This window comes from Streptomyces sp. NPDC014801 (assembly GCF_043082085.1).
Taxonomy (GTDB): Bacteria; Actinomycetota; Actinomycetes; order Streptomycetales; family Streptomycetaceae; genus Streptomyces.
The window spans coordinates 1-25,529 of record NZ_JBIBXG010000027.1; the positions used below are offsets into that span (position 1 = coordinate 1).

Consider the following 25,529-nt stretch of genomic DNA (forward strand, 5'->3'; position numbering starts at 1 on the left):
GAAGGCGATGGTGGCCGCGGTCAGCAGCCAGGCGGTCTGGCGCAGCAGCGGGAAGGGGATGCGGATCCAGGTCAGCAGCAGGTCGAGGGCGAGCAACACACAGACGCCCGCGTCGATACCGACCGGGAAGACGTAGGAGAAGCTCCCAAAGCCCTTCCTGATCGCCAGTTCACGCACGGCAGCGTAGGACCCGGCGAAACCGATACCGGCGATGATCAGGGCGCCCGACACGACGACACCGATCAGAACCCGATGCAAACGTGTCAACCGGGGTGCCACACCCTTCCCCCCAACCACGCCCCCACTCCCCCGCACCACACCAGCCTCCAGACCTGACCAAACCTCACATTCCCATGACCCACCCCACCACCGCCACCAACCGCAACACCCAGCGCAACGTTCCCGCCAGCGAACACCCCCCAACCACAGGCCATGAAGCCGCTCACACATCACAACCATCACATCGCCTAGACACACCGCGAAGAGATCGCGAACGACGGCCACCCAGGAGCGACCGCCAGACCCTCGAGACGGACCCGCCGGCCGCCCAGCTCAGCGCGACGCCAAGAAGGCAACCCCAAATGTTCCGCCTCCCCCGCCGTATTGCCTCCCACGAGATGGCATCCAGCTGAACCACTCGGTCGGCGCAGTGTCTTCGAGTAGACGCAGGACACCGCTCGCTAGGGGGCGTCTCTTCTTCCGCCTCCTGCACGGTGGTACCGCATCCGATCCCCGCATACGGACACGGCACCACCCTGGTCGCCCTGCCCTACTGAGGTCAGCCCAGAACCCGTGCTGTCCAGCGACCAGTTGGAGGCATCAGCGGCTGGCCCCTGAGACAGATCTGCTGACGTGCCCGGAACTCGCTTCGCAGACGCACTACAGCTCAGATATCACCGTTGTGCGGGAGCCTGCATGCGCTGGTCTGCAGAAGCGCTGGAGCGGCAGGTTTGGTCCGGTGCAGCTGGATTTCGTTGTCCACCGGCTGAGCGTAGGGGGAAGGTATCGGAGACGTCGGGCTTGTCCGTGGCTGTATCCACGAGCTCGGTGACTCGCTGTGCAAACTCAGGTCCGGGCACTGGGATGTCGGAGTCGGGTTCGCGGAGCCAGCCGGCGGTGACAGCCGTGGACACGTACGTCATGAGGTCCGAGACGATTGCCGTGCGGGGGCGCTCTGTGTGTTTGCCCAAGTGACGCAGAACCCTGAGCAGGGTGGTGGTGGAGGTGCTGGTGGCGGTATGGGAGGCGGGGTGCCACTTCGCCTCCATCCAGTGCTCACCGCGCCAAGTGTATGGGGCCGGCTCGGGTACGGGTTCAAGATCGTCGGTCTGCTGGTGCCACCACCCGGCGGTGACCTGCTCTCCTTGGGCGAGATGGTGCAGGTAGAGGCAGTAGGCGGCGGCGGGCTGGCCGGCACCGGCGGCGAACTGCCACCACATGCGGGCTCCGTCGTCCGTATCGGTGAGCTGGAGCATGCAGGCCAGGGCCAGGGCGCTGCGAGGTTGGGGGATTTGTTCGGTCAGGAAGTCGGCGATGGTGGTGGGTGGGGTGTGGTTGAGGACGGTTTCGCACAGGGCTTTGAGGTCCTGGGCGGCTTCTTCGGAGTCGGCGTCTGCGGTGTAGGCGTAGGGGCGGGCGGGGCTGGAGGCGGACGAGGCGTAGGCGGGGACGACATCGCGCGGGACGGTGCGTTCCCTGGTCAGGCAGGCCCGGGAGAGCAGGTCTTCGAAGCGTGTCATGAGGGCGTTCCTTCGTTCTCGGGCGGGTAGAGGGCGCTCATCAGGTAGTGCTGGGCGTGGCGTTGGTTGGAGCGCACCAGGGGGGGTGCGAGGCCGAGCAGTTCGGAGACGCGTTCGATGGGCATGCGCCACAGGATGCGCAGTGTGATGACGTCGAGCTGGGTGGCCGGCAGCCAGCTCATGGCCCGAAGGAGGGCTAGGGTCTCGGTGAGGTGGCGGGCTCGTGCTTCTTCGTCGGTCAGGTAGGTGAGGGCGACCGTGTCGAAGGCGGTCTGGCTGAAGACGGGCCGGCCGTCGATGTGGGGGGTGCGAGACATGACGGTGCGGCGCAGCACCGCCCAGGCGTGACGGCGGGTGTCCGGACTGGCGAGTGCGTCGTTCCAGGACAGCCAGAGGATGTCGAACGTGTCGAAGACGGCGTTGTGGCATGCCTCGTCGTCGACGAGGAAGGCCTGGGAATACAGCAGGTAGTCGTCCTGAACGAGTTCGCAGAACGCGCGATGGTCCAGCGGTGGGGCTGCGGGTGAGGTCGTCACGGCCGTGGTGTTGTCGGTGGAACGTTGCACCCATTCGCGCTTCTTGTGGGCCTCGAGGGCGGCCTGTCGCCACAGCCGGTACAGCGGGCTGTGGGGCAGGCCGAGCAGTGTGGCGAGCCGGGAGACGATCTCCCAGCGGGGATAGTGACCCAGGCCGCGCAGAAGTTCCGACAGCTTCGACTTCGCCAGGGGTACCTGGAGGCCGAGGTCGCTCAGCGTGTGACCTCGGGCGAGGTAGGCGTCGCGCATAGGTTCGAGCCAGGCTCGGTGTGCGCTGCCGGCCGATGCGGTGATGGGGCCGAGTTTGCGGCCCGGCCGGCCAGGCGGCGGCTGGGAGGGGTCGGGCGGCATCATCGGGCGGCATCGTCCTCTTCCTGGAAGACGGCTGGCACGCGCGGGCGCGGGGCCGGCGTGTGGGCGCGTACTGCGCGGACGATCTGCACCACGGTCAGCCCGAGCACGGGTGCGAGGGCGGCGATCGCGTACACCTGGCCCAGCCAGGTCATGACTGCGCTCCAGGCGAATACGAGGGCGGTCACGGTCACGACGCTGAGCAGTCTCTGCTTGCGTTCCATGCAGGTCTCCTTCGGGAGTCGGCCTTGTGCGAGGCCCCCATCCGGTGGGGCCCTGAAGTCATCCCGGGAAGTGACGACGGGTGCCGACCGCTGTCCCATCCCGGGCTGTTGGCCAACCAGCATGCGAGGAGCGGCAGTTGGCACACAACGTGATCACAGAATCACGGAACAATGAGATCCGCAGGAGACCCCCTCGTCGGGCGCGGCTGGGCAAAGGAACGGCACAAAGACGGCGCGTCCGGGGGGAAGTTCCCTGTTTTCCTTGCATTCGACGCGCTCAGACGCGTCAATGGATCCAAGGCATCCACTGGGTGTCGGCCTTCCATCCGGAAGAGCCCGCCCCCGTGCCGAGATTTTCTGGGGGCGTGCTGGCTGCTCTCGCCTGGCCGAAGCTGACGGCCAGGCGAGAGCGGAGCCGCCCAAGCGGGCCCATCGACGGTAGCTCAGGGCACTGACAGCGGCCCCGATCCGCGCCGCGCCCGGCCCTCCAGCCACAGAAGCACCCGGGGCGCACAGGCGCATGCGCCCGGACCCGACACGCCAATGGCGCTCGCCCGCCGCAGCGGTCGCAGGGGCCCCGACTCAACGTGTGCTCCCGGCCAGCGCCGGTACACGGCGGCGCACGCCGAGCACTGGGGCCGGGCCATCACCGCGGTGCACGCGGGGAACTTCCAGGTCCATGAGGAGCGGTTGAGCGCGGGACCCGGTCGCCGCAGTGTCATTCCTGCGCCCGGGGCGAGGCTGGCCCAGCCTGCGCGTACAAGCATTGAACCTCGTCGGCGAGGTCGGCGTGGTCGCGTAGGTCGATGTCCAGGGCGTGACCGATGAGGCCGAAGAGGTCGTGCACCAGCCTGTCGTACGTGACGGGGAGCAGCAGCCCCTGGGGCGGGCGGGCGTCATCACCGAGCGCGGGCCTGGGGGCAGTGTCGTACTCGGCCAAAGCCCTTTGATGGCCCCGATAGATGGCCACCTTCTCGTGCAGTCGGTTGGGCCAGGGCATGCGGATCGGCGGCGGCGTGGGCTGTCCTTTGAAGACGGCGCGAGCCTCTGCGTGCTGATGGGCTTTGCGGGCCTCTTCCGAAGCGTCAGCGCGCTCCTGCAGGTCAGGGATTGCCTCCAGGCGCAGGGCCAGGGGGATGAGTCATCGACGGCATCGAGCACAAGCCCGGGGCATGGTTGGACAACACCCGCCGCCGAACCGACCGACTCTCGCCTGAACCCCGCACCGAACTCGACGTCGATCCAGTTCACGGAACGGGTCGGTGCGCATGAGCATCACTGGTCATCTCCTTTCGGACGACGGATCCGGTCTGCGATGCCCGTACACCACTCATATAACTCAGCGAAGAAAACTTGACAAGTGCGGGCTCACATTTCCCTGAAAGTCCAGTTCAGGGGTGGCTGGCCGCGTCGCCACCCTGGATATTGTGACGGCGTGGAGGGTTCGGCGGCAGCGGCCATCAGAACCCAGTCGGCCCCGTCGACGAACCGGCGCAGGCTGGCCGGGACGGTCCTCGTGCCCCTTGCGGAGGCGGGCCGGGCCGCCGGGGAGGGATTCCTCGACCCACGGACCCAGGACGTCCGCCGGTGCCGCGCCCGCCTGCCGGGCGATGACCTGCCCTTTGTGGAGCACCAGCAGGTGGGCACCACCCGTACCTCGAATCGCCGGGCCGGCTGGGGGGACTGGTCGACATCGACTTTGACCAATGTGATGTTTCCTGCGAGGTCACAGGCAACCTGTTCGAGTGCCGGGCTGACCCGCTGCGTCGGCCCTCCGGGTGGCCCCGGTCAGCGCCCACCCAGGATGATCTTCCAGACGCGCGTCGCCACCTGCAGATTGAGCCGGGCGTCGACATCCGCCAGGTCGCGGTCGCTGATCTCACGGATGCGCTGCAGCCGGTAGCGCAGGGTGCTGCGGTGGACCGCCAGCGCGGCGGCCGCCTCGTCGTAGTTGCCTCCGCAGTCGAAGTAGCGCGAGAGCGTTTCCACCAACTCCGTGTCGTGCTCCGCGTCGTAGTCGAGCAGCCGGCCGAGCCACTCTCGCACGAAGCCTTCGAGCTCCCGGAGATCGTTTCCGGGCCCCAGGATCCGGTACAGCCCGAGGTCGTCGAAGAACGTCGTGCCGCTGCGCTGGCGGGAGTTCTGCCGCACCTCCAGAGCCCGCAATGCCTCCTGATAGCAGCGTGGAACGCCGTCCGGGGAGTCGCAGCGGGTGCTCACCCCGATAGCTCCGTCGGGCCTCCCCAGCTCACGGGCCAGCGCCGTGTGCACGGCATCGTCGTCGGGCCTTGCTTCGGTGAGCAGGACCATCCGGTCGCCGCGACGGGTGATCAGCGGACGGGCCGCTGAGGTGGCCGTCGCTTGTTCGACGGCCCGGGCGAAGGAGTCGTCTGCGGCGTTGCCCGGCCAGTACACCACGACCACGTAGTGGCTACGTTGCAGGTCGTGGCCGACGGCTTCGGCCCGGGCGTAGGCGCTCGTCTCGTCAGTGCCCTCCAGCAGGTCGTCGATCAGTTGGCGGCGCAGCCGCACTTCGACCTCGGTGAGTTCGCGCATGTGCATGAGCTCCTGGGCGAGCGACCGCTGGGCGTGATCCAAGGCGAACATGGTGTGCTCGTCGGCCGTCGCCTCGGGGTCCTCGATGGCGAGTACGCCGAGGACGTCGCCGCGCGGGCGGACCAGGGCCATCAGCCGGTCCTTGACTCTGACCGGGCCCGCCTCGCGCGCGACCTGCTGCAGCATCTCCTTCTGGCGGGTCTGGGACAGCACCGGATAGGGGTCGGGTCGGTCGGGACCGGCCCAGGACCTCAGGTTGCCGAACCGGTCCTCGATGAGCGCCGACAGCCCGGTGAGCTCGTACAGCGCCTGGGTGATGGCGTCCTCGCCGCCGCCCCGGGCAGCCACACGGGCGAGGGTCTCGTGCACGGTCTTCTGCAGGTGCAGCTCGGAGCGCATTGCGTCCAGCTGCCGCAGTGCGGTGTCCCGTTCGGTGCGGAGTCGGCTCAGTTCGCCGGCGTTGTCGTGCTGCCAGGCGCGCGTGGCCGCCAGTGACAGGGCCGCCGATGTGAGTTCGACGAGGATCGAGAGGAGGAAGTGCCCCTCCTCATCGGGTCCGGAGGGGGAGGAGACCACGATGTAGCCGAGCAGACCGCCAGCCCCACGCAGGCCGAACGCCCAGTTCCAGGGCCGCTCCCGAACGGATACCGCGCCGTCAGCCTCGCCCAGCTCCTTCATGCGTGCGTCGTCGACCGTTGTCACTCTCGTGTCCTGGCCGGGGACGCGGGACAAAGCGTCGCCCGTCGCCAGGTATCCGGCCTCGGCGCTGTAGGGACCAAGGGCACTGACGTGCCGCATGGCCAGACGCACGATCTCACTCTGCTCCGTGCAGGTGAACAGGGTGCGGGACAGCACCAGCAGCCCGTATGGGTCCAGCGCCGCGAGCGGACGGGGGACGCGCCTTTCGGTGCCCGCGGTGTCGCTCGGGAGGCGGGACCCTTCCTGGCCGGAGACATCGGAGGACAACCTCTGTGACGGACGGCAGGCCATAGACCACTCCGTTCTCCGGTCAGGCGATCGATCGAATCGTGGGATTCACGCCTGTACGACCCACGCGTACCCAGCCCAGGCAAGGCCATCCGGCTTGTCATGATTTGTTCTTGCTCTCGTGGAGTGACCGACTGCGTGGATTTCTGACCTGCCGGGTGCAGGCGGAGCGCGCTGCTCTCTTGCAACTCTGGGCCTGTCAGGGAACGCCGGGGCACCGGTGGCCGTGGCAGGAAGGACTGGCTGATGAACGAGCAGGTCCGCAGGGCCATCGCCTCGTACACGACCTACCAGGAGGCGGAACGCGCCGTCGATCACCTTTCCGATCAGGGTTTCCCTGTCGAGAGGGTGGCCATCATCGGGCAGGACGTGCGCCTGGTCGAGCAGGTGACCGGCCGCATGGGACCCGGCGGCGCCGCCCTGCACGGCGCGGCGAGCGGCGCTCTGCCCGGTGCACTGATCGGATGGGTCTTCGGGCTGCTGAACTGGCTGGACCCGGTCGTGTCGGGGCTGCTCCTTGCCTTGTACGGGCTGGTTTTCGGAGCACTGGTCGGCGCGCTGTTCGGCCTGCTGGTGCACTCGGCCCAGCGTGGCCGCCGGGACTTCGCCTCGGTGAGCTTCATGCAGCCCGGCCGGTACGACGTCGTCGCCGACAAGGCGGTCGCCGAGGAGGCGGTGCGGCTGCTGGCCGAGCTGCCCAGCGGGACCGGCGCCGGCACAAGCAGCGGGGCTTGGAAGAGCAGCCGCCCGCGGGGCGGTCCCGCCGTCACCTGAGCGATTGCGGAAGACGGGCGCGACTCCGATGGCGCACGGGGGCCGCCCGTCGCGGAAGGAGTTCCTCATGGCCAAGGCAGTAGGCATCGACCTGGGCACCACGAACTCGGTGATCGCCGTCTGGGAGGGCGGCGAGCCGGCCGTCGTTCCCAACAGCGAGGGCAACCGCACGACGCCGTCCGTGGTGGCCTTCACCGACACCGGAGAGCGCCTGGTGGGCCAGCTGGCCCGGCGGCAGGCGATCCTCAACCCCAAGGGCACCATCTACTCGGCCAAGCGGTTCATCGGCCGGCACTTCGACGAGATATCCGAAGAGGCCAAGGCCGTCGCGTACGACGTGGTCGAGGGAGACGGCGGCGCGGCCCGCTTCAAGGTGCGCGACAAGCTCTACGCGCCGGAGGAGATCAGCGCGCAGGTGCTGCGCAAGCTGGCCGACGACGCCTCCAAGCAGCTGGGAGAACGGGTCACGGAGGCGGTCATCACGGTGCCCGCCTACTTCAACGACGCCCAGCGGACCGCCACCAAGGACGCCGGACGGATCGCCGGCCTGGAAGTACTGCGGATCATCAACGAACCGACCGCGGCCGCCCTCGCCTACGGCATGGACAAGAAGCAGCACGAGACGGTGCTCGTCTTCGACCTGGGCGGCGGCACCTTCGACGTCAGCATCCTCGACGTCGGAGACGGGGTGGTGGAGGTACGGTCCACGGCGGGCGACAGCCATCTGGGCGGCGACGACTTCGACCGCAGGCTGGTCGACCAGCTCGCCGACGGCTTCCAGAAGGACAACGGCATCGATCTGCGCAAGGACCCGCAGGCCCTGCAGCGCCTGTTCGAGGCCGCCGAGAAGGCCAAGACCGAGCTCAGCTCGGTGACCCAGACGCAGGTCAGCCTGCCGTTCATCACCGCCGATGCCTCCGGGCCCAAGCATCTGACCACGATGATCATGCGGTCCACGTTCGAGCAGATCACCGGCGACCTGGTGGAGCGCTGCCTGGGCCCGGTGCGGCAGGCCATGGACGACGCCAAGGTCAGTGACAAGGACATCGACGAGGTCATCCTCGTCGGCGGCTCCACCCGCATCCCCGCCGTCCAGGCCCTGGTGCGGAGGCTGACCGGCGGCAAGGACCCCAACATGAGCGTCAACCCCGACGAGGTCGTGGCGATGGGCGCCGCGATACAGGCCGGGGTCCTCAAGGGCGAGGTCAAGGACGTCCTGCTGCTCGATGTCACACCGCTGTCGCTGGGCGTGGAGACGCGCGGCGGCGTGATGACGAAGATCATCGAGCGGAACACGACCATCCCGGTGCGCCGTTCCGAGACCTTCTCCACCGCCGAGGACAACCAGCCCGCCGTCGACGTCGTCGTCCTGCAGGGCGAGCGGGAGAGGGCCGCCGACAACCGGGTCCTGGGTCGCTTCCAGCTCACCGACATCCGCCCCGCGCCGCGCGGAGAGCCGCAGATCGAGGTCATCTTCGACATCGACGCCAACGGCATCCTCAACGTCACCGCGCGGGACAAGGACACCGGCAAGGAGCAGGGCATCACCATCAGCGAGAGCTCCAACCTCGACCGCACCGAGGTCGAGCGGATGGTCCAGGAGGCCGAGCGCAACCAGGGCGAGGACAAGGCCCTGCGCGAGGCCGTCGACGCCCGCAACGAACTGGACGCCATCGCCTACCAGGTCGAAAAACGCCTCGGCGAGCTCGGCGACGCAGCCCCCGCACACGAGAAGGCCCGCGCCGAGATGCTGGTGTCCGAGGCCCGCGAGGCCGTCAAGAACGAGGCCGGGGCGGACAAGGCCCGGCCACTGACGTCCGAACTCCAGCAGGTCTTCGCGGGGCTCGCGGCCCACCAGGCGGGAGCCGCCGCGGGCGGTGCGGCGGGCACCGGCTCACCGGACGGATCCGGTCCCGGCGGGACCGCGCCGGGCGGCGCCGGGGCCGACGACGATGTGATCGACGCCGAGTTCGACAAGGGCTGAGGTGCCCGCCATGCCCATCCCACCCCGGGGCCGAGAGCCCGACCCACCCCCGGAAGGCGCCGTACAGCCGCCGCGCGGGGACCTTGAGCAGCCCGGACCGCCGACCGATGAGGCCGTGCCGGGACCCGACGCCGCAACCAGCGCCACCGTGCCGGGGCCCGACGCCGCAACTGGCGCCGTCGCCCCTGAGGACGAATATGCGGCCGCGCTGCGAGAAGCCGAGGACCGCTGGCGCCGCGCCCTGGCAGACCTCGACAACCTGCGCAAACGCCACGTCAGGGAGCTGGAGCGGGAGGCCGCGGCCGAACGCGCCCGTACGGCCGCGGCCTTCCTGCCCGTCATCGACAACCTGGAACTTGCCCTGAGCCACGCGACCGCCGACCCCGGTGCGATCGTCGAAGGTGTCCGGGCCGTGCGCGACCAGGCCGTGAACGTCCTGGAGCGGCTGGGCTACCCGCGCCACGCAGAGAGGGGCGTGTCGTTCGACCCGGCCCGGCACGAGGTGGTCGGCGTGGTCCAGGATCCCGACGCCGATCCGAACACCGTGGTCCAGGTGCTGCGACCCGGTTACGGGGAGGCCGAGCGGCAGCTGCGGCCTGCCGCCGTGACCGTCGCCAAGCGGGAGTGACCGTCCATGGCACGCGACTTCTACGAAGTGCTCGGCGTTGCGCGCACCGCCGACCGGGACGAGATCCAGCGGGCCTACCGCACCCTGGCCCGCAAGTACCACCCCGACGTCAACAAGGACCCCCAGGCGGAGGAGCGCTTCAAGGAGATCAATGAGGCCTTCAGCGTCCTGTCCGACCCGGAGCAGCGGGCCCGGTACGACCGCTTCGGCGAGGACTTCCGGAAGATCCCGGAGGACTGGGAGGAGCGCGTCGCCGCCGGCGCCGGAGCGGGAGCGGGCGGCGGATTCCGGTGGGCCACCGGCGGCGGTCCCCGGGTGCGCTACTCCACGGCAGGCTTCGACGGCGATGGGGTCGACGTCGAGGATCTGTTCGGCTCGCTGTTCGGCGGCGCCGGGAGGATGCGCGTGCCCGGCGCCGACCAGGAGGCCGAACTGCCGCTCACCGTCGAGGAGGCGTATCGGGGCGGCCGCCGTACGGTCACCCTCGCCGGGCCGACCGGGCAGCGGCGCTACCAGGTCGACGTGCCGCCCGGCACCACCGACGGGCAGCGCATCCGGCTGGCCGGGGAGGGCGGGCGCGGGAGCGGCGACGACGCTCCCGCCGGCGACCTGTATCTGCGGGTGCGGATCCAGCCGCACCCCGAGTTCCGCCTCGACGGCCGGGACGTCCACGTGAGGCTTCCGGTCACCCCGTGGGAGGCGGCGCTGGGCGCGACCGTGCCGGTTCGCACGCCGAGCGGTGCCACGGCGAAGGTGACCGTGCCCGCCGGATCCTCCAGCGGACGGCGCCTGCGGCTGCGCGGCGAGGGCATGCCGGGCCCGCGCGGCGCGAACGGAGACCTGTACGCGGAGTTGCGGATCATGGTGCCGCCCCGGCTGAGCGACCGGGAGCGCGAGCTGCTGGAGGAACTTGCCGCTGTCTCCTCGTTCGACCCCAGGAGGACCTGATGACCGACCGACCGGCCGAGGCCCGCCCGTCCCCCGCACGCATGCACGAGGTGGGTGTGCAGTACGCGATCGTGCCCGTGCCCAGGCTGTCCCTGGAGACCGTGGCCCGCCGCTCGGGCCTCCATCCAGACCTGATCCGTCGGTTCGTCGCCCTCGGACTGGTGGACGCCGGCCGTGACGCCTCCGGACGGCTGGTGTTCGCCCCAACGGCACCGGCCGCCCTGGCCCGTGTCCAGCGGTTGCGCACCGGGCTGTGCCTGAACTACGCGTCCCTCGGTCTGGTGCTCGACCTGCTCGACCGCATCAGCCTGCTCGAAGCCGCGCTGCGGCGTGCAGGCATGAGGAGTGATCTACCACCATGGACATGAACCGCCTGACCCAGAAGTCCCAGGAAGCCCTGCAGGAGGCCCAGAGCGCCGCCGGCCGGCTGGGCCACACCGAGGTCGACGGCGAGCATCTGCTGCTCGCCCTCCTCGACCAGGAGGAGGGCCTGATCCCGCGGCTGCTGCAGCAGGCGGGCACCGAGCCCAAGGAGTTGCGCGCGGCCGTACGCGAGGACCTCTCCCGGCGGCCCAAGGTGACCGGCCCGGGCGCGGCGCCGGGCCAGGTCTTCGTCACCCAGCGCCTGGCCCGGCTGCTGGACGCGGCCGAGCGGGAGGCCAAACGACTCAAGGACGAGTACGTGTCCGTGGAACACCTGCTGCTGGCTCTGGCCGAGGAGGGCTCGGCGACCACCGCGGGGCGGCTGCTGAAGGAGCACGGTGTGACCCGGGATTCCTTCCTCGGCGCGCTCACCCAGGTCCGCGGCAACCAGCGCGTGACCTCCGCCAATCCCGAAGTGGCCTACGAAGCACTGGAGAAGTACGGCCGCGACCTGGTCCTCGAGGCTCGGTCCGGGCGGCTGGACCCCGTCATCGGCCGGGACGCCGAGATCCGCCGCGTCACCCAGATCCTCAGCCGCAAAAGCAAGAACAACCCCGTCCTGATCGGCGACCCCGGCGTCGGCAAGACCGCCATCGTCGAGGGCCTGGCCCAGCGCATCGTGCGCGGTGACGTGCCCGAAGGACTGCGCGACAAGACGGTGTTCGCGCTCGATATGGGTTCCCTGGTCGCCGGCGCCAAGTACCGCGGTGAGTTCGAGGAACGCCTCAAGGCCGTCCTCGCCGAGGTGAAGGCCGCCCAGGGGCGGATCCTGCTCTTCGTCGACGAACTGCACACCGTCGTCGGCGCGGGCGCCGCCGAAGGGGCCATGGACGCGGGCAACATGCTCAAGCCCATGCTGGCACGCGGCGAACTCCACATGATCGGCGCGACCACCCTGGACGAGTACCGCAAGCACATCGAGAAGGACGCCGCCCTCGAACGCCGTTTCCAGCAGGTCCTGGTCGACGAACCCAGCGTGGAGGACACCATCTCCATCCTGCGCGGCCTGCGCGAACGCCTGGAGGTCTTCCACGGCGTCAAGATCCAGGACACCTCGCTGGTCGCGGCGGCGACGCTCTCCCACCGCTACATCACCGACCGTTTCCTGCCCGACAAGGCCATCGACCTCGTCGACGAGGCCTGTGCCCGGCTGCGTACCGAGATCGACTCCATGCCCGCCGAACTCGACGAGATCACCCGCCGGGTGACCCGCCTGGAGATCGAGGAGGCGGCCCTGGCCAAGGAGACCGATCCCGCGAGCAAGGCCCGTCTGGAGGAGCTGCGCAAGGAACTGGCCGACCTGCGCAGCGAGGCCGACGCCAAGCACGCCCAGTGGGAGGCCGAACGGCAAGCGATCCGCCGCGTGCAGGAGTTGCGCCAGGAGCTGGAGCAGGTCCGCCACGAGGCGGAGGAGGCCGAACGCGCCTACGACCTCAACCGGGCCGCCGAACTGCGCTACGGCCGCCTCCAGGACCTGGAGCGCCGGCTCGCCGCGGAGGAGGAGCAACTGGCCGCCAAACAAGGCCAGAACCGGCTGCTGCGCGAGGTCGTCACCGAGGAGGAGATCGCCGAGATCGTCGCCGCCTGGACCGGCATCCCCGTCGCCCGCCTCCAGGAGGGCGAACGCGAGAAACTGCTGCGCCTCGACGAGATACTGCGCGAGCGTGTGATCGGTCAGGACGAGGCCGTCAAGCTGGTCGCCGACGCCATCATCCGGGCCCGCTCCGGCATCCGCGACCCTCGCCGCCCCATCGGCTCGTTCATCTTCCTCGGCCCGACCGGCGTCGGGAAGACCGAGCTGGCCAAGACCCTCGCCCGGGCCCTGTTCGACTCCGAGGAGAACATGGTCCGCCTCGACATGAGCGAGTACCAGGAGCGGCACACCGTCAGCCGGCTCATGGGGGCCCCGCCCGGATACGTCGGCTACGAGGAGGGCGGCCAGCTCACCGAGGCCGTACGCCGCAAGCCCTACTCGGTCGTGCTGTTCGACGAGATCGAGAAGGCGCACACCGATGTCTTCAACACCCTTCTCCAGGTCCTCGACGACGGCCGCATCACCGACGCCCAGGGCCGCACCGTCGACTTCCGCAACACCGTGATCATCATGACGTCCAACATCGGCTCCGAGCACCTCCTCGACGGCGCCACCGCCGAGGGCGAGATCAAGCCGGACGCCCGCGCCCTGGTGATGGGCGAGCTGCGCGGGCACTTCCGCCCGGAGTTCCTCAACCGCGTCGACGACATCGTGCTGTTCAAGCCGCTCGGTGAGCGGCAGATCGAGCGGATCGTGGAGCTGCAGTTCGACGAGCTGCGCCGCCGCCTCGCCGAACGCCGCATCTCCGTCGAACTCACCGACGCCGCCCGCGAGTTGATCGCCCATCAGGGCTACGACCCGGTCTACGGGGCCCGACCGCTGCGGCGCTACATCTCCCACGAGGTCGAGACGCTGGTCGGGCGCGCCCTGCTGCGCGGCGACGTCCAGGACGGCGCGAAGGTCCGCGTCGACGCCGAGCACGGAGAACTGGTGGTCACCTACGACCAGCCCGAGGACGTGAAGGGAGCGAGGGCGGCATGAGCACCCTGCAGGCCACCAACGTCACCTGTCCGCACTGCGGGCGCACGAACCGGGTGCCGGCGGCCGCCGAGGGCCGCCCCAGGTGCGGCAACTGCAAGCAGCCGCTGCCGTGGATGGCCGACGCGGGCGACGACGACTTCACCGAGGTCGTCGAGCAGGCCACCGTGCCCGTCGTCGTCGACCTGTGGGCCACCTGGTGCGGCCCCTGCCGCATGGTGAGCCCCGCGCTGGAGAAGGTCGCCGGCGATCTCGCGGGAAAGATCAAACTGGTCAAGGTCGACATCGACAAGAATCCGCGCCTGGCGCGGCGGTTCGAGGTCCAGGCGGTACCGACGCTGCTGGTCCTCGACCGGGGTGAGACGGTCGCCCGGCAGGCGGGTGCCGCACCTGCCCCTGCCCTGCGGCAGTGGGTGGAGCAGTCGATCGCGGGCCGCGAACCGGCCGGGAAAGGGTGATCGGCCATGACCGTAGGAACAGACCCCCACCTCGCCCTCGTGCGCCCCGTCACTCCGCGCGCCCCTGGGTGCGAGGAGTGCCTGGCCACACGTTCCCCCTGGGTCCACCTCAGGCTCTGCCTGACCTGCGGTCACGTAGGCTGCTGCGATTCCTCGCCGAACCGGCACGCCCGCCGTCACGCCGCCGCCGAAGGCCATCCGATCGTGGCGTCGCTGGAGCCCGGCGAGAACTGGCGGTGGTGCTACGTCCACGAGGCGCTCGTGTGATGCCCGGCGACGAGACGCGGCCGGGCACAGCGCCGGTGCCGGACGAGGCGGAGGAGAGCATCCCTTTCGAGACTCCCGACATCTACGGCGCCTATCCCCGCCTGTCGGACGACCAGATGGCCCGCCTGGCGCAGCACGGCCGGCGGCGCGCGGTTGACGCCGGTGACGTGCTGATCCGGGAGGGGGAGCGGTGCGAGACGTTCTACGTCGTCCTCAGTGGCTCGGTCGCCATCGTCGAGGGCTACGGCACACCCGGCGAACGCCTGCTGCGTGTGCACGGCCCTGGCCGCTTCATCGGCGAACTCGGCCTCCTGAACGGACAGGTGGCCTTCTACACCGCCGTGGTCAGGGACCCCGGCGAGATCCTCGCCTTGTCCATGGATCAGCTGCGTGACCTGGTGACCCGGGACTCCACCCTCGGTGATGTGGTGTTGCGCGCCTGCCTGGGCCGCCGTGCTCTGCTCGTCGGGCAGGGCGCGGGTTTCCGCATCATCGGTTCGCGCTATTCGCCCGACACCCGGCGGCTGCGCGAGTTCGCCGCCCGCAACCGGCTGCCGCACCGCTGGATCGATCTGGAGACGGACGAGGAGGCCGAGGCGCTGCTGCGCCGCTTCGCGGTCGGTCCGGAGCAGACGCCACTGGTCATCTGGCGGGACACGACCCTGCTGCGCAATCCGAGCAACGCCGAACTGGCCCGCTTCATCGGCCTGCCGCCTCTGGAATCGGGCAACGACGGCGGCGATCTCCTCGTCGTCGGCTGCGGTCCGGCAGGTCTCGCCGCCGCGGTGAACGCGGCCTCGGAGGGCCTCGGCACGACCGTGGTCGAGTCTCTGGCCACCGGCGGCCAGGCCGGGACATCGTCTCGCATCGACAACTGCTTCGGCTTCCCCTCCGGCATCTCCGGCGCCGAACTCACCGAGCGCGCTGTCCTTCAGGCGCGCAAGTTCGGCGCCCGGATCAGTGTCCCGGCGGAGGCGGCCCGGCTCGAACGGCGGAACGGCCACTACGCCGTCAGCTTCGCCGACGGCAGCGAGGTCACCGCCCGTACCGTCGTCCTGGCCACCGGCGCCCACTACCGCCGCCTCCAGGTGCCCGGCATCGAACCGTTGGAGGGCGCGAGCGTCCACTACTCGGCGACCCTCTACGAGGCCCAGCAGTGCCGTACCGACCCGGTGGCCGTCGTCGGCGGCGGCAACTCCGCAGGCCAGGCCGTGCTCTTCCTGGCCGGATACGCACCGCAGGTATATCTGCTCGTCCGCGGGCCGAGCCTCCAGGCGCACATGTCCCGCTACCTGATCGATCAGATCGAGCGCCACCCGCGGGTGCGCGTGCTGCTGCACACCGAGGTGACCGAGGCACTCGGCGACAAGACACTGGAGGCGGTCACCGTGGTCGACCACCGTACGGGCGAGCACCACCACCTCGAAGTGCGGGCCCTGTTCGTCTTCACCGGCGCGGACCCGCACACCGACTGGCTGTCCGGCGCGCTCGCCCTCGACGCGCGCGGCTACGTGCTCACCGGCGCGGAGGCGCAGGCCTGCTCCGTTCCCGAGCTGTGGCAGAGCCAGGGCCGCGACTGCCTGACATTGGAGACCAGCCTGCCCGGCGTCTTCGCCGCCGGCGACGTCCGCAGCGGCTCGGTGAAGCGCGTGGCCTCCGCGGTCGGCGAAGGCGCGATGAGCATCCACTTCGTACACCGCTACCTGGGCCACACGGCCGCCCCCGGCGGTACCGACAGCTCCCCGCACACCCGTCCGAAGGAGTCCGCTTGGCTCGCATGACACCCAGCGACCACGAGATCACTAGATCACAAGAAGGAGGCGAGGGGAATGACCACACCCGTCCGGCGCCACCGCGGTGGCGCCATGCAGGACAGGCCCATTGGCTGGGCACGCAATCCGCTGACGGAGTTCGACCAACTGCTCAGCGAGATGACCGGACTGATCGAATCCACGGTGGCAGGCGCGACGCCCGCAGTCGCGTGGACACCCCTGGCGGATGTCACGGAGTCCAACGACGCCTTCCACGTCGAGATCGAACTCCCCGGCGTCAAGAGCAAGGACGTCAACGTCGAAGCCAACGGCCAGGAACTGGTGGTCACCGGAGAGATCAAGGAGAAGGAACGCAAAGGCGTCCTGCGCCGGAGCACCCGCCGCACCGGATCCTTCGAGTACCGGCTGCGGCTGCCCGGAGAGGTCGACACCGAAAAGATCAACGCGCACATGTCGGACGGGGTGCTCACCATCACCGTCCCCAAGGCCGAGGTCGCAAAGCCCCGGCACATCGAGATCAGCGAGACGAGTGAAAGCACCGGGGATGGCGGCTGAGCCGCAGACGCCGCGGTTCCGGACACACGTGCGGAACCGCGGCCGGGCTGGCGACGCTCGACACCCGGGGTGACCCATGAACGACGTCCCGTATCACACGCCCTCACCGCGGCGGAGACTCGGCACGCGGCTCCCCACCGGCTTGCTTTCGGCGCCGCAGGCGCCAGGCGCGCAGCAGCCGAAGGGGGAGCAGGCCCAGCGGTGCTCGCCGGCCCATGTCCTCCTGGTCCTCGCGGTCGAATGCCCGTGCGTAAAGCTCGGCGTCCCGGGCCGTGGCATATCGCTTGCTTCCCTCCGCTCCGCAGCCACGCGCGCAGTGCCAGCGCATCGTGTCGCCCTCATGGAGAAAGCGGAAACGGTGTCCCAGAAGGTGGCAACGCAGCACGGAAGACCACCCTATGCGGACGTGTCCATTTCGGCCCGCTCTGTCCCTCTCCCGGCAACAGCCCGTGGCCCTGAACGAGGAGGCATGGCATGACCACCACTGGCGAGCTCGGTGTCGTCACGACCAAGGTCCCCGCCCGGCTTGACCGGCTGCCATGGTCCCGGTTCCACTGGCGGATCGTCATCGGTCTGGGAACCGTCTGGATCCTGGACGGACTCGAAGTGACGATCGTCGGGGCGGTTGCCGCCCGTATGACCGAGCCGGGCAGCGGCATCAACCTGACCAGCGCCGACATCGGCACTGCCGCCGCCATCTACGTGGCAGGCGCATGTGCGGGCGCTCTGTTGTTCGGGAGGCTCACCGACCGCTACGGCCGCAAGAAACTGTTCATGGTCACACTCGGCATCTACGTCCTCGCCACCGTCGCGACCGCGTTCGCCCACGACGCCTGGTACCTCTACCTCGCCCGCTTCATCACCGGTATGGGCATCGGCGGAGAGTACGCCGCGATCAACTCGGCCATCGACGAGCTGATTCCGGCCCGGAACCGCGGGCAGGTCGATCTGGCCATCAACGGCAGCTACTGGGTCGGTGCGGCCCTCGGCAGCCTGGTCGCCGTGCTGCTCCTCAACGACAGTCTGCTGGCAGCCGACCTCGGCTGGCGACTGGCCTTCGGCCTGGGCGGCATTCTGGGCCTGGGCATCATGCTGGTCCGCCGCCACGTGCCGGAGAGCCCGCGCTGGCTGTTCATCCACGGGCACCAAGCCGAGGCTGAACGCATCGTCGACCGGATCGAGGCCGAGGTGCACCAAGAAACCGGCCGCGAGCTGCCGGAACCGGGCGAGGCGGTCACCGTACGGCAGCGCGATGTCATCCCCTTCAGGGAGATCGCCGGTGTGGCTCTGCGGCGGTACCCGCGTCGCGCCGTTCTCGGTCTGGCGCTCTTCGTCGGACAGGCGTTCCTGTACAACGCGATCGTCTTCGACCTGGGCACCATCCTGAACGGCTTCTTCGACATCGGCTCCGGCTCGATCCCCTACTTCCTTACTCTCTTCGCCATCGCCAACTTCCTCGGACCACTCCTTCTCGGCCGGCTGTTCGACACCGTCGGCAGAAAGCCGATGATCGCGGGCACCTACTTCGGCTCGGCAGTCGTGGCAGCCGTCCTCGCCGTCCTGCTGATCAACGGCTCCCTCACCGCATGGTGGTTCTTCCTGCTGGTCTCGATGACCTTCTTCGTGGCATCCGCAGGAGCGAGCTCGGCTTACCTGACGGTGAGCGAGGTCTTCCCCATGGAGACCCGGGCCCTGTCCATCTCGCTGTTCTTCGCGATCGGCACGGCCGTGGGCGGAATCACCGGCCCGCTGCTGTTCGGCCACTTGATTCACAGCGGCGACGCGGACCTGGTGGCCATCGGCTTCCTCATCGGAGCGGCAGTCATGGCGCTGGGCGGGCTGGCCGAGGTCTTCTTCGGCGTCCGGGCCGAACAACAGTCCCTGGAGAACATCGCCCGGCCGCTCACCGCTGAGGAAGCCGAGGCAGCCTGGCGCAACGAGCCCGCGCCACAGGACGCACGAGACCGCCTCCGGCCCGCGCACGTCCGGCAGGCCGAGCACGAGCGGGAACGGCGGGTCGCCGACCGCACCGCCCGCCGCCGGGAGCGGGAGCGCGCCGGAGCCCGCCGCTACCGCCCGGGCACCGGGTCGGGCAGCACCCTGTACTCGCCGGGGATGGCCGGCACCGCGGGCACGGCAAGCCGTACGTCCGCCATGGCCGAACAACGCCTCGACGACGAGATCGAACAGATCACCCACGCGCTCCAAGAAACCGGCCCGACCAGCCGCGACCAACTCGAACAGGCCGTGGACGGGCGTTCCTGGGGCCCCGGGCGCTTCCGCCGTGCCCTGCGTGAATCCGTACAGGAGTCCCGCGCCAAAAGCCTTGCCAACGGCAGCTACGCGCCCACGGACGGACCCGGCCGGCCCGACAGCGCACCGAGCGGCCCCCATGACCAACGGTGACCGGGGCAGAAGGAGGCAGCGATGAAATACGACGGATTCCTCGCCCGTGTACGCGAGCGAGGCGAATACAACGATCAGGACGAAGCCGCGGACGTCACCAACGCCGTGCTGGAAGTGCTGGCCCAACGGATCAGCCCGGGAGAGGTCAAGGACCTCGCATCCCAGCTGCCCGGCCCGCTGGGACAAGTTCTGGACCATGCAACACCCCAGCAGGCGCGGAGCTTCGGGATCGAAGAGTTCTACCGCCGGGTCGCCGAGCGCACCAACGCCCGGCCGCGTACGGCGCAGTGGGACGCCAGCGCCGTCCTGACCACCGTTGCCGACGCTGTGACCGGCGGAGAGCTGAATCAGGTCATCAGCCAGCTCCCCTCCAGTTATGCGGTCCTGTTCGGCAAGGCCGACCTCGCGGACTGAGCCCGTGGGCGCGGCGCCCAGAACGAAAGGCCCCGGAAATGGTTGATACAGGTTTCTCCTCGTTCGACACCATGGTGGACAAGGCCAACCGGCTCCTCAAAGACGTCGAGGAGGCCTTCGAATGGCCCAAAGACCGCCGCAAGCAGTCGTACGCGGCACTGCGGGCCGTGCTGCACCCGCTCCGGGACCGTCTCCCGGTCGAGACGGCCGTACAGTTCGGTGCCCAGCTGCCGACCATCGTCAGAGGCGTCTACTACGACGGCTGGAAACCGGCCGAGACGCCCGTGAAGATGAGCAACGAGGAGTTCTTTGCACGAGTCCGGAGCGAATTCCCCTATGCGGTCGATGGCGGCAGCGAGAAGCTGGTGCGCACCGTACTGAAATCCCTGGAACGCCATGTGAGCGCCGGCGAATGGCAGCACCTCAAATCCCGGGTGCCGAACTCGTTTGCCACGCTCCTGCCGTGATCCGGGCGTCGACAGTCGGGTGCGCCGGCCACTGCAGATGTTGCGGTCACGGATCAGGGGGCTGCCACTCGAACATCAAAATCGTGGCGTCGTCGCTGAGTCTGTCGTGCCGATGCTCGAGGATGGCATGGATGAGCAGGCGCAGCACTTCCGGGGCGTTCTGGCCCGCTGCGGTCGACCGGATGATGTAGTCGGTGAAGCGCTCCAGGCCGAACTCTTTGCCTGCATCATCGCGTGACTCCACGACACCGTCCGAGTAGAGCAGTATTCGGTCACCGGGTTCGAGTCTGACGTCGTGCACCTGACGGGCGGTCTCGGCGAGACTGGCGGGCAGACCCAAAGGAGGCTCAGGCGGCCGCTCCAAGGCTTTATGGAGCAGGCGGTGGCGACGGATGAGCAACGGAGCCGGGTGGCCGCAGTTGCACCAGCGCAGCACACCGGTGGGCATGTGCAACTGGGTGAAGACACCCGTGCAGAACTGATCCGGAAGCCACTTCGCCAACGCATCGTCCATGGTGCCCACGAGTTCGTTCAGGTCTGCCCCGCTGCGCCGGGCGTTACGGCAGCCTGCCATGGCGACAGAGGTGGCAAGTCCGGACGCCAGATCGTGCCCCATGCCGTCAAGGATTGCGGCGTGCAGAACGTCCTCGGTGAACGCATGATCGAAAGCATCGCCGCCCAGTTCGTACGCGGGCTCCAGAACCGCCGTAGAGACGACCCGCCCGGTGCCGATCGACCGGGGAGGGAGAAATGCCCTCACCATCTCCGTGGGCAGGCGCATCGGCCTGGTACGCATGCGCTGCGCGATGGTGTCGCTGTAGGTGCGCTTGGATGTGATGATCAGCGCGAGGAGCAGCGCCATCGTGCGGCAGCGCCGTAGCTTGAGCCCGTCCAGGGTGCTCATGGTCAGCTCCACGACGCCCAGCCGCTCCGCTCCGTCGGCCAGGGGCAGCCAGACGTTCATCCCGCCGGAGGGGCCTTCTTCCACTCGGAGAGAGTCGGTGCGGTAGGCCCATCCGGCCAGCGAAGTGTCGAGGTCCAGTTCCGGCTCGCCTTCGACAAGCGGCACCAGCAGTCTTTGCTGGAGGTCGACCAGATAGACGCCGGCCCTGCCCAGACCCATGGCCTCGGCATACCGGCTCAGGACCACGGGCAGTTCCGCAGGTGACGCCAGCTGGGCTGCTCTGACCAGCTCCTCCAGCAGCCGCTCACCGGACCCGTTGGACACGTTCCTGTCCATGCCTTCGATGATCCCCGCGAGGTTGAGCCGCCACAATCTGAGCCCTCCGACACCCGAGATGTGGGCCGATCAGCCTGGGGTGCTGCGTTACACTTGCGCATCGGTCGGGCAGCGGGATCGGTTGACGACACCAGCAGGTCGTCCCCGCTATCCGCACAGCGGTGTGCTCCAGCAGCCGGCAAGTGGCCGCCACGGTGTCGGCCAGCTCACCGACCAGGTGCGTTAGCCACCCCGAAGGATGTTTACCCAGCGCGCCGCGGGCGTTCCGCTCCACCGCAGGAAGAGTTCGACGCGGACACGACGCTGCAGCACGGGCTCTGGGACGGCCTGGCACTGCCGGTTGAGGTCACGAACGCTCTCGGCAGCGCCCTGGACGTGGACGAGGCCCTGCGACGGGCGGCCAGCAGGATCGTTGCGGCAGTCGGGGAAGCAGAGCGCACTGACGGTGTTTGGCAATGGCCCGCTCCGCCTGGTCCGGTCGCCACTCACAGCAGGAGGTCGAAGACGGCTCGTGCCTCGTCCCAGTGCTGGGTCTGGGGGTTCTTCAGGTCGGGATGCAGAATCTTGAAGCTCTGGGCAAGGGCCAGGCTGAGTCCGCCGATGATGTCCGGATAGGCCGCCTCGGTCTCCTCGTCGGGTGTGCGGTCCAGAGCGGGGTGGGTGGCGAGCTGTTCCAGGATCGGCTTGAGTTCTACTTCCTGGTCGATCTTCCGGAAGTGGTGAATGCTCTCCTGCAGGCCTTTCGTGATCGGTAGGTCACAGGTCCGGATGATGTCGCGCCCGTTGGCCTTGGCAGTGGCCTGGGCGACGGTCAGCAGATCGTAGAGCTTGGCGTCGACGAAGTCGCTGTAGCGCTTGAGATCGTTCTTGTCGACGTCCAACCCCCCGGCCGCGCGGAAGAACCTTTCGAACCTGGCGATGGACATCACGGTCATGACGGCAACCTCCGGCTGCGGGAGCCGGGTGGCTCCCGGCCCCCTGGGCTTCCCAGTCATCCTGGCCGACGGGGACGCGCGAACGCATGCGCATGCCGGGCTCAATCGGCCTCCCTGTATTGCCCTGCCAGGCCCAGACGTGCGACTGCCCGGAGGGTCGGACAGGCGTGCGGATCGACAGCAGGGTGACCACGGCGTCGCGGAGCGACCCCACGAAATGGGTCCGCCAGATGCCGCTGCTGATGAGGCCGAACGCCGCGGTGGCGGACACGCCAGGGACCACTCGGGAGAGGCCAGTGGACAGCACCCGGGCCCTGTTGAGGTGGACCTCTCGCCTACCAGCCGCCCCGACGCCGACAGGACGTAGGCGCTGAGCCTCGCAGGCGTTCTGGACTCTCCCAGCCGGGGCGATGCCTGAGCGGGTGGCGCCGACGGACGCGATCGCGGCCAGGTGCTGGGACCAGGCCCTGAGCTGGAAAGGCGAGGAGATCCGGCCGTACCGCCTGCACCTGCAGGCGGAGGCCAGCGTGTCACGCGGCATCGACGTTACCTCGGCGGCGTCTGCGGGCACTTGGGATCGCGGGGCAGCCGACGAGGAGGGTCCGTCATGCGGGTGTCGCAGGGCGCTACGGTCGTGGCTCTCCTGGCGGATCCGGACGCGCCGACGGAGATCGCGCAGCGCATGGCCCGGACACTTTCTGCTCGGCTCGCCGACAAGTCGGGCCAAAGGCGACAGTTCGACGTCGCGGTGGTCAGTGAGCCCTTCACCTCGGGGACGGAAGACCCGCCCACCTTGATGAACCGGATCATGGACCGTGCGAGTGCGGAGAAGTGGGACATCGTCGTTGCCCTCACCGACCTTCCGCTGCACTCACACGGGCGCAAGCTCGCTGTGAATCTGAATCACGAACACGGCTTGGCGCTGCTTTCCCTTCCCTCGCTGGGGGGCCTGCGGCTGCAAACGAGGGCCCGGCGGGCCGTCGAAGAAGCCGTGCTGGGCTTGGCGGGTCCGCAAAACACTGGGACTGAAGAAGCTCCGCGAAGTCAGCCGCTTCGGGGGCCCTTCGTCAATCGTCTCGCGCCTATTCATCCGGGCCCAACCGGTGAGAAGGAGACCGACGATCTTCGGTACGTCGTCAGCGGGCCGCGTGGTTACCTGCGGGTGCTCGTCGGTATGGTCCGCGCCAACCGGCCGTGGCGGTTGGTGCCGGGCTTGTCGAAAGCCCTGGCGGCCGCACTCGCCACGGGAGCAGTCGCCACCGTGAACTCCACCGTCTGGAGCCTGGCCGCGTCCCTGAGCACGCCACGCCTCGTGATCGCCATGGTCGGGTCTGTCGCGATCATGATCGGCTGGCTGATCGTGGACGCGGAGCTGTGGCATCGATCACCAGAGAGCTCGCCGGATGCGAGGCAGCGGGCGCGGCTCTACAACGCCTCGACGGTCGTGACCGTGGGGATCGGGGTGCTCGTCTGCTACGTGGGTTTGATGGTCATCAACTTGGTGTGGGCGCTGTTCATCCTCAACGATCAACTGTTCGCTTCCGTGACACGAAACCCACTGCACGCCGAGGAGATCTGGACGTTGTCCTGGTTCGTCGCTTCGGTCGCCACCGTGGGCGGCGCGCTGGGATCAGGCCTGGAGAGCGACGAGGCGATCCGGGCAGCCGCCTACTCCAAGCGCGAACAGGAACGTCGCCACGCCCTCCAAGGCGACCAAGGTGACCAGCCCTCGAAGTGAACCGCTACCGGCGCAAATGGCTCCTACGGGCGGCGGTCCCTCGGACCACCCCACGTCCGCTGAACTTGGGCCGCTTCCCTCAGCCGGCGGGCGACTCACATCAGGCTGAGCATGGGCGGTAGCAGCGCGATGTGCCCGGCGGGCTGATCATGGCGATGATGGGGCGGGTGTGGCCCCCGGCAGGGCAGGTCCGGCACCCTTCAGCCGCTTCGCGACCCCCGCCGACCATTCCCGATCGGCTACCGAGGACGACGTCGAGCTGCGACCGCTACGGGCTGAACAGGGCTAGGGATGTGGTCATCGATCGCCCCGTACGTGGGTGCCGGTTTGTCGGTGTAGGCCAGCCGGGGTCGCGCGCCCGCCGAGCGCGGTGCCGTCAGGAGGCGGCGGCGCGGCCGGCGCGACCCAGCAGGGCGTTCCGGCTAGGCTCACGCCCGTGACGTGGCTGCGGGCCTTCGGGGAGGCCGCGAGATCCGGGCTCACGATCGAGGAGACGCGGCTGGAGCCCCTGCTCGCGCTGCGCACGGCCGCCGGCGTGGCGATCGTCATCGGGTCGGCGCTATGGCTGGTCTCCCCTGCGTACGCCGCGTCCGCCGCCCTCGGTGCCTACTCCGCGGGTGGGGCCACCTTCCAGCGCACCTGGCGTCCACGCAAGGTGATCGCGCTCGGCGCAGGCGCGGGTCTCGCGCTCAGCACGTTCGTGGGCTACCTGGCGGCGGGGCGACTCGTGACGTTCCTCCCACTGCTGGCCGTATGGGCCTTTGCCGCGGGGATGGCGTGGGCTGTCGGATCGACCGCTGGGATCGTCGCAGCGACGACCGTCGGCAGCATGCTGGTGACCATCACCTTGCCCACGAGCGTCGGGCGAGCCCTGGAGCACGCCGGGATCATCGCGCTCGGGGGCGTGGTGCAGGCCGTGCTGATCTTGCTGTTCCCGATCCGCCGTTGGGGGGCGCACCGTGACGCGCTCGCCGACGCCCTGGCCGCCGTGGCGGACTACGCCCGCCGGTTGCGGCACGACCCGACCGCCCCGTTCGACCCGGAGCCGTTGATGACGGCCCGGGACGCGGCGGCCGTGACGCCGTCACAGGCCCGCACCCGTCCCCCCGTCCTCCACGGCCCCCGGGGCCTCGCCGAGCGCATTCGGCCGGTCGTCGCCGCGCTCGCCGACCCGGACGTCGGCGCCCCGCCGGAGGGACCCGGGCGGGACCGCGCACGGGAGTTGCTCAACGCGGCCGCCGTCGTCCTGGACGCGGCCGCCCGTTCGATCCGCCGCGGCACTCCCGCCGAGGTGCCCCCCGGGAGCGCAGACGTCCTGCGCGTCGACGAGGAGCACGAGGTGCTGGAAGGGCCCGCCCGGCAGGCCGCCGAACAGCTCGTGGAACTGCTCGGCGAGGCGTTGGAAATCGCCGGCAGCGGCGGCGCACGCGGGAATGCGCCCACGCCGCCCGGCCCCGCGAGCGCCCAGTTCCTGGTGCGCCCGACAATGTTCCGGCTGGTCCCGGTCGTCGTCCGGGCGGTCCGCCGTGAGCTCCGCCGGGACTCGCCCGTGTTC

Annotated in this window: 23 protein-coding genes and 2 pseudogenes; 15 read left to right on the top strand and 10 right to left on the bottom strand. The window is 69.3% G+C overall.

Features of this window, described 5'->3' with window-relative positions; translation table 11 throughout:
* The 7 genes from ACF1AL_RS38855 to ACF1AL_RS38885 all read right to left on the bottom strand — a co-directional run.
* Positions 1-267, bottom strand: a 267-nt coding sequence (locus ACF1AL_RS38855) for a DUF2637 domain-containing protein (protein WP_391828779.1), incomplete at its 3' end; no start/stop codon positions are given.
* Positions 268-893: 626 nt separating this feature from the next.
* Complete coding sequence (locus tag ACF1AL_RS38860) at positions 894-1,739, bottom strand: hypothetical protein (protein WP_391780976.1); 846 nt, start codon at positions 1,737-1,739, stop codon at positions 894-896.
* Entirely contained in the window at positions 1,736-2,524 is a 789-nt protein-coding gene (locus ACF1AL_RS38865; RefSeq protein ID WP_391780975.1) for a sigma-70 family RNA polymerase sigma factor, read from the bottom strand. Before ACF1AL_RS38865 ends, ACF1AL_RS38860 begins: the two co-directional genes overlap by 4 nt.
* A gap of 101 nt (positions 2,525-2,625) precedes the next feature.
* On the bottom strand, positions 2,626-2,850 hold the full coding sequence (locus tag ACF1AL_RS38870; protein WP_391780974.1) for a hypothetical protein: 225 nt from the start codon (positions 2,848-2,850) through the stop codon (positions 2,626-2,628).
* A gap of 718 nt (positions 2,851-3,568) precedes the next feature.
* Positions 3,569-3,790 (bottom strand): hypothetical protein, encoded by a 222-nt coding sequence (locus ACF1AL_RS38875; protein ID WP_391780973.1) that lies wholly within the window; start codon positions 3,788-3,790, stop codon positions 3,569-3,571.
* A gap of 428 nt (positions 3,791-4,218) precedes the next feature.
* Positions 4,219-4,563, bottom strand: coding sequence for a hypothetical protein (locus tag ACF1AL_RS38880; protein WP_391781039.1), 345 nt, complete (start codon positions 4,561-4,563; stop codon positions 4,219-4,221).
* Positions 4,564-4,638: 75 nt separating this feature from the next.
* Positions 4,639-6,396: a PucR family transcriptional regulator gene (locus ACF1AL_RS38885; RefSeq protein WP_391780972.1), complete on the bottom strand. Its 1,758-nt coding sequence runs from the start codon at positions 6,394-6,396 to the stop codon at positions 4,639-4,641.
* A 243-nt stretch (positions 6,397-6,639) separates the two neighbouring features.
* Here ACF1AL_RS38885 and ACF1AL_RS38890 point away from each other — a divergent pair, with 243 nt between their 5' ends.
* The 13 genes from ACF1AL_RS38890 to ACF1AL_RS38950 all read left to right on the top strand — a co-directional run bounded on the left by ACF1AL_RS38890 (position 6,640) and on the right by ACF1AL_RS38950 (position 20,061).
* On the top strand, positions 6,640-7,167 hold the full coding sequence (locus ACF1AL_RS38890) for a general stress protein (RefSeq protein WP_391780971.1): 528 nt from the start codon (positions 6,640-6,642) through the stop codon (positions 7,165-7,167).
* Between the two features lie 67 nt (positions 7,168-7,234).
* Positions 7,235-9,151: a molecular chaperone DnaK gene (gene dnaK / locus ACF1AL_RS38895; RefSeq protein WP_391780970.1), complete on the top strand. Its 1,917-nt coding sequence runs from the start codon at positions 7,235-7,237 to the stop codon at positions 9,149-9,151.
* Between the two features lie 10 nt (positions 9,152-9,161).
* A complete protein-coding gene (gene grpE / locus ACF1AL_RS38900) occupies positions 9,162-9,779 on the top strand; it encodes a nucleotide exchange factor GrpE (RefSeq protein WP_391780969.1) in 618 nt (205 codons plus the stop codon).
* A 6-nt stretch (positions 9,780-9,785) separates the two neighbouring features.
* Positions 9,786-10,727, top strand: coding sequence for a DnaJ C-terminal domain-containing protein (locus tag ACF1AL_RS38905; protein ID WP_391780968.1), 942 nt, complete (start codon positions 9,786-9,788; stop codon positions 10,725-10,727).
* Complete coding sequence (locus tag ACF1AL_RS38910) at positions 10,727-11,095, top strand: chaperone modulator CbpM (protein ID WP_391780967.1); 369 nt, start codon at positions 10,727-10,729, stop codon at positions 11,093-11,095. The genes ACF1AL_RS38905 and ACF1AL_RS38910 overlap by 1 nt, the downstream gene beginning before the upstream one ends.
* Positions 11,086-13,725, top strand: a complete 2,640-nt coding sequence (clpB, locus tag ACF1AL_RS38915; protein ID WP_391780966.1) for an ATP-dependent chaperone ClpB — start codon at positions 11,086-11,088, stop codon at positions 13,723-13,725. The genes ACF1AL_RS38910 and clpB overlap by 10 nt, the downstream gene beginning before the upstream one ends.
* On the top strand, positions 13,722-14,180 hold the full coding sequence (gene trxA / locus ACF1AL_RS38920) for a thioredoxin (RefSeq protein ID WP_391780965.1): 459 nt from the start codon (positions 13,722-13,724) through the stop codon (positions 14,178-14,180). The genes clpB and trxA overlap by 4 nt, the downstream gene beginning before the upstream one ends.
* Before the next feature lie 6 nt (positions 14,181-14,186).
* Complete coding sequence (locus tag ACF1AL_RS38925; protein WP_391780964.1) at positions 14,187-14,447, top strand: UBP-type zinc finger domain-containing protein; 261 nt, start codon at positions 14,187-14,189, stop codon at positions 14,445-14,447.
* A complete protein-coding gene (locus tag ACF1AL_RS38930) occupies positions 14,447-16,228 on the top strand; it encodes an FAD-dependent oxidoreductase (RefSeq protein ID WP_391780963.1) in 1,782 nt (593 codons plus the stop codon). The genes ACF1AL_RS38925 and ACF1AL_RS38930 overlap by 1 nt, the downstream gene beginning before the upstream one ends.
* A gap of 48 nt (positions 16,229-16,276) precedes the next feature.
* On the top strand, positions 16,277-16,774 hold the full coding sequence (locus ACF1AL_RS38935) for an Hsp20/alpha crystallin family protein (protein WP_391780962.1): 498 nt from the start codon (positions 16,277-16,279) through the stop codon (positions 16,772-16,774).
* A 474-nt stretch (positions 16,775-17,248) separates the two neighbouring features.
* Positions 17,249-19,180 (top strand): MFS transporter, encoded by a 1,932-nt coding sequence (locus ACF1AL_RS38940; protein ID WP_391780961.1) that lies wholly within the window; start codon positions 17,249-17,251, stop codon positions 19,178-19,180.
* A gap of 21 nt (positions 19,181-19,201) precedes the next feature.
* The gene (locus ACF1AL_RS38945; RefSeq protein WP_391780960.1) at positions 19,202-19,594 is read left to right on the top strand and encodes a DUF2267 domain-containing protein; all 393 of its coding nucleotides are present in this window, start codon (positions 19,202-19,204) and stop codon (positions 19,592-19,594) included.
* A gap of 71 nt (positions 19,595-19,665) precedes the next feature.
* Entirely contained in the window at positions 19,666-20,061 is a 396-nt protein-coding gene (locus ACF1AL_RS38950) for a DUF2267 domain-containing protein (RefSeq protein ID WP_391828781.1), read from the top strand.
* Between the two features lie 46 nt (positions 20,062-20,107).
* On the opposite strand, the gene ACF1AL_RS38955 is transcribed toward ACF1AL_RS38950, so the two are convergent.
* The 3 genes and pseudogenes from ACF1AL_RS38955 to ACF1AL_RS38965 form a co-directional block, all read right to left on the bottom strand.
* A complete protein-coding gene (locus tag ACF1AL_RS38955) occupies positions 20,108-21,301 on the bottom strand; it encodes a PP2C family protein-serine/threonine phosphatase (RefSeq protein ID WP_391828783.1) in 1,194 nt (397 codons plus the stop codon).
* Positions 21,302-21,393: 92 nt separating this feature from the next.
* A pseudogene (locus ACF1AL_RS38960) lies at positions 21,394-21,590 on the bottom strand (ISNCY family transposase); the annotation flags it as partial.
* A 196-nt stretch (positions 21,591-21,786) separates the two neighbouring features.
* Entirely contained in the window at positions 21,787-22,236 is a 450-nt protein-coding gene (locus tag ACF1AL_RS38965; protein ID WP_391780957.1) for a DUF1931 family protein, read from the bottom strand.
* A 607-nt stretch (positions 22,237-22,843) separates the two neighbouring features.
* Here ACF1AL_RS38965 and ACF1AL_RS38970 point away from each other — a divergent pair.
* On the top strand, positions 22,844-23,974 hold the full coding sequence (locus tag ACF1AL_RS38970; protein ID WP_391780956.1) for a hypothetical protein: 1,131 nt from the start codon (positions 22,844-22,846) through the stop codon (positions 23,972-23,974).
* Between the two features lie 436 nt (positions 23,975-24,410).
* Positions 24,411-25,529, top strand: a pseudogene (locus ACF1AL_RS38975) (FUSC family protein); the annotation flags it as partial.

Bases quoted from the DNA above. Each gene is read 5' to 3' on its own strand.
- ACF1AL_RS38860 (WP_391780976.1), bottom strand. From the start codon at position 1,739: ATGACACGCTTCGAAGACCTGCTCTCCCGGGCCTGCCTGACCAGGGAA.
- ACF1AL_RS38865 (WP_391780975.1), bottom strand. From the start codon at position 2,524: ATGCGCGACGCCTACCTCGCCCGAGGTCACACGCTGAGCGACCTCGGC.
- ACF1AL_RS38870 (WP_391780974.1), bottom strand. From the start codon at position 2,850: ATGGAACGCAAGCAGAGACTGCTCAGCGTCGTGACCGTGACCGCCCTC.
- ACF1AL_RS38885 (WP_391780972.1), bottom strand. From the start codon at position 6,396: ATGGCCTGCCGTCCGTCACAGAGGTTGTCCTCCGATGTCTCCGGCCAG.
- ACF1AL_RS38890 (WP_391780971.1), top strand. From the start codon at position 6,640: ATGAACGAGCAGGTCCGCAGGGCCATCGCCTCGTACACGACCTACCAG.
- dnaK (WP_391780970.1), top strand. From the start codon at position 7,235: ATGGCCAAGGCAGTAGGCATCGACCTGGGCACCACGAACTCGGTGATC.
- grpE (WP_391780969.1), top strand. From the start codon at position 9,162: ATGCCCATCCCACCCCGGGGCCGAGAGCCCGACCCACCCCCGGAAGGC.
- ACF1AL_RS38905 (WP_391780968.1), top strand. From the start codon at position 9,786: ATGGCACGCGACTTCTACGAAGTGCTCGGCGTTGCGCGCACCGCCGAC.
- ACF1AL_RS38910 (WP_391780967.1), top strand. From the start codon at position 10,727: ATGACCGACCGACCGGCCGAGGCCCGCCCGTCCCCCGCACGCATGCAC.
- clpB (WP_391780966.1), top strand. From the start codon at position 11,086: ATGGACATGAACCGCCTGACCCAGAAGTCCCAGGAAGCCCTGCAGGAG.
- trxA (WP_391780965.1), top strand. From the start codon at position 13,722: ATGAGCACCCTGCAGGCCACCAACGTCACCTGTCCGCACTGCGGGCGC.
- ACF1AL_RS38925 (WP_391780964.1), top strand. From the start codon at position 14,187: ATGACCGTAGGAACAGACCCCCACCTCGCCCTCGTGCGCCCCGTCACT.
- ACF1AL_RS38930 (WP_391780963.1), top strand. From the start codon at position 14,447: ATGCCCGGCGACGAGACGCGGCCGGGCACAGCGCCGGTGCCGGACGAG.
- ACF1AL_RS38935 (WP_391780962.1), top strand. From the start codon at position 16,277: ATGACCACACCCGTCCGGCGCCACCGCGGTGGCGCCATGCAGGACAGG.
- ACF1AL_RS38940 (WP_391780961.1), top strand. From the start codon at position 17,249: ATGACCACCACTGGCGAGCTCGGTGTCGTCACGACCAAGGTCCCCGCC.
- ACF1AL_RS38945 (WP_391780960.1), top strand. From the start codon at position 19,202: ATGAAATACGACGGATTCCTCGCCCGTGTACGCGAGCGAGGCGAATAC.
- ACF1AL_RS38950 (WP_391828781.1), top strand. From the start codon at position 19,666: ATGGTGGACAAGGCCAACCGGCTCCTCAAAGACGTCGAGGAGGCCTTC.
- ACF1AL_RS38955 (WP_391828783.1), bottom strand. From the start codon at position 21,301: ATGGACAGGAACGTGTCCAACGGGTCCGGTGAGCGGCTGCTGGAGGAG.
- ACF1AL_RS38965 (WP_391780957.1), bottom strand. From the start codon at position 22,236: ATGACCGTGATGTCCATCGCCAGGTTCGAAAGGTTCTTCCGCGCGGCC.
- ACF1AL_RS38970 (WP_391780956.1), top strand. From the start codon at position 22,844: ATGCGGGTGTCGCAGGGCGCTACGGTCGTGGCTCTCCTGGCGGATCCG.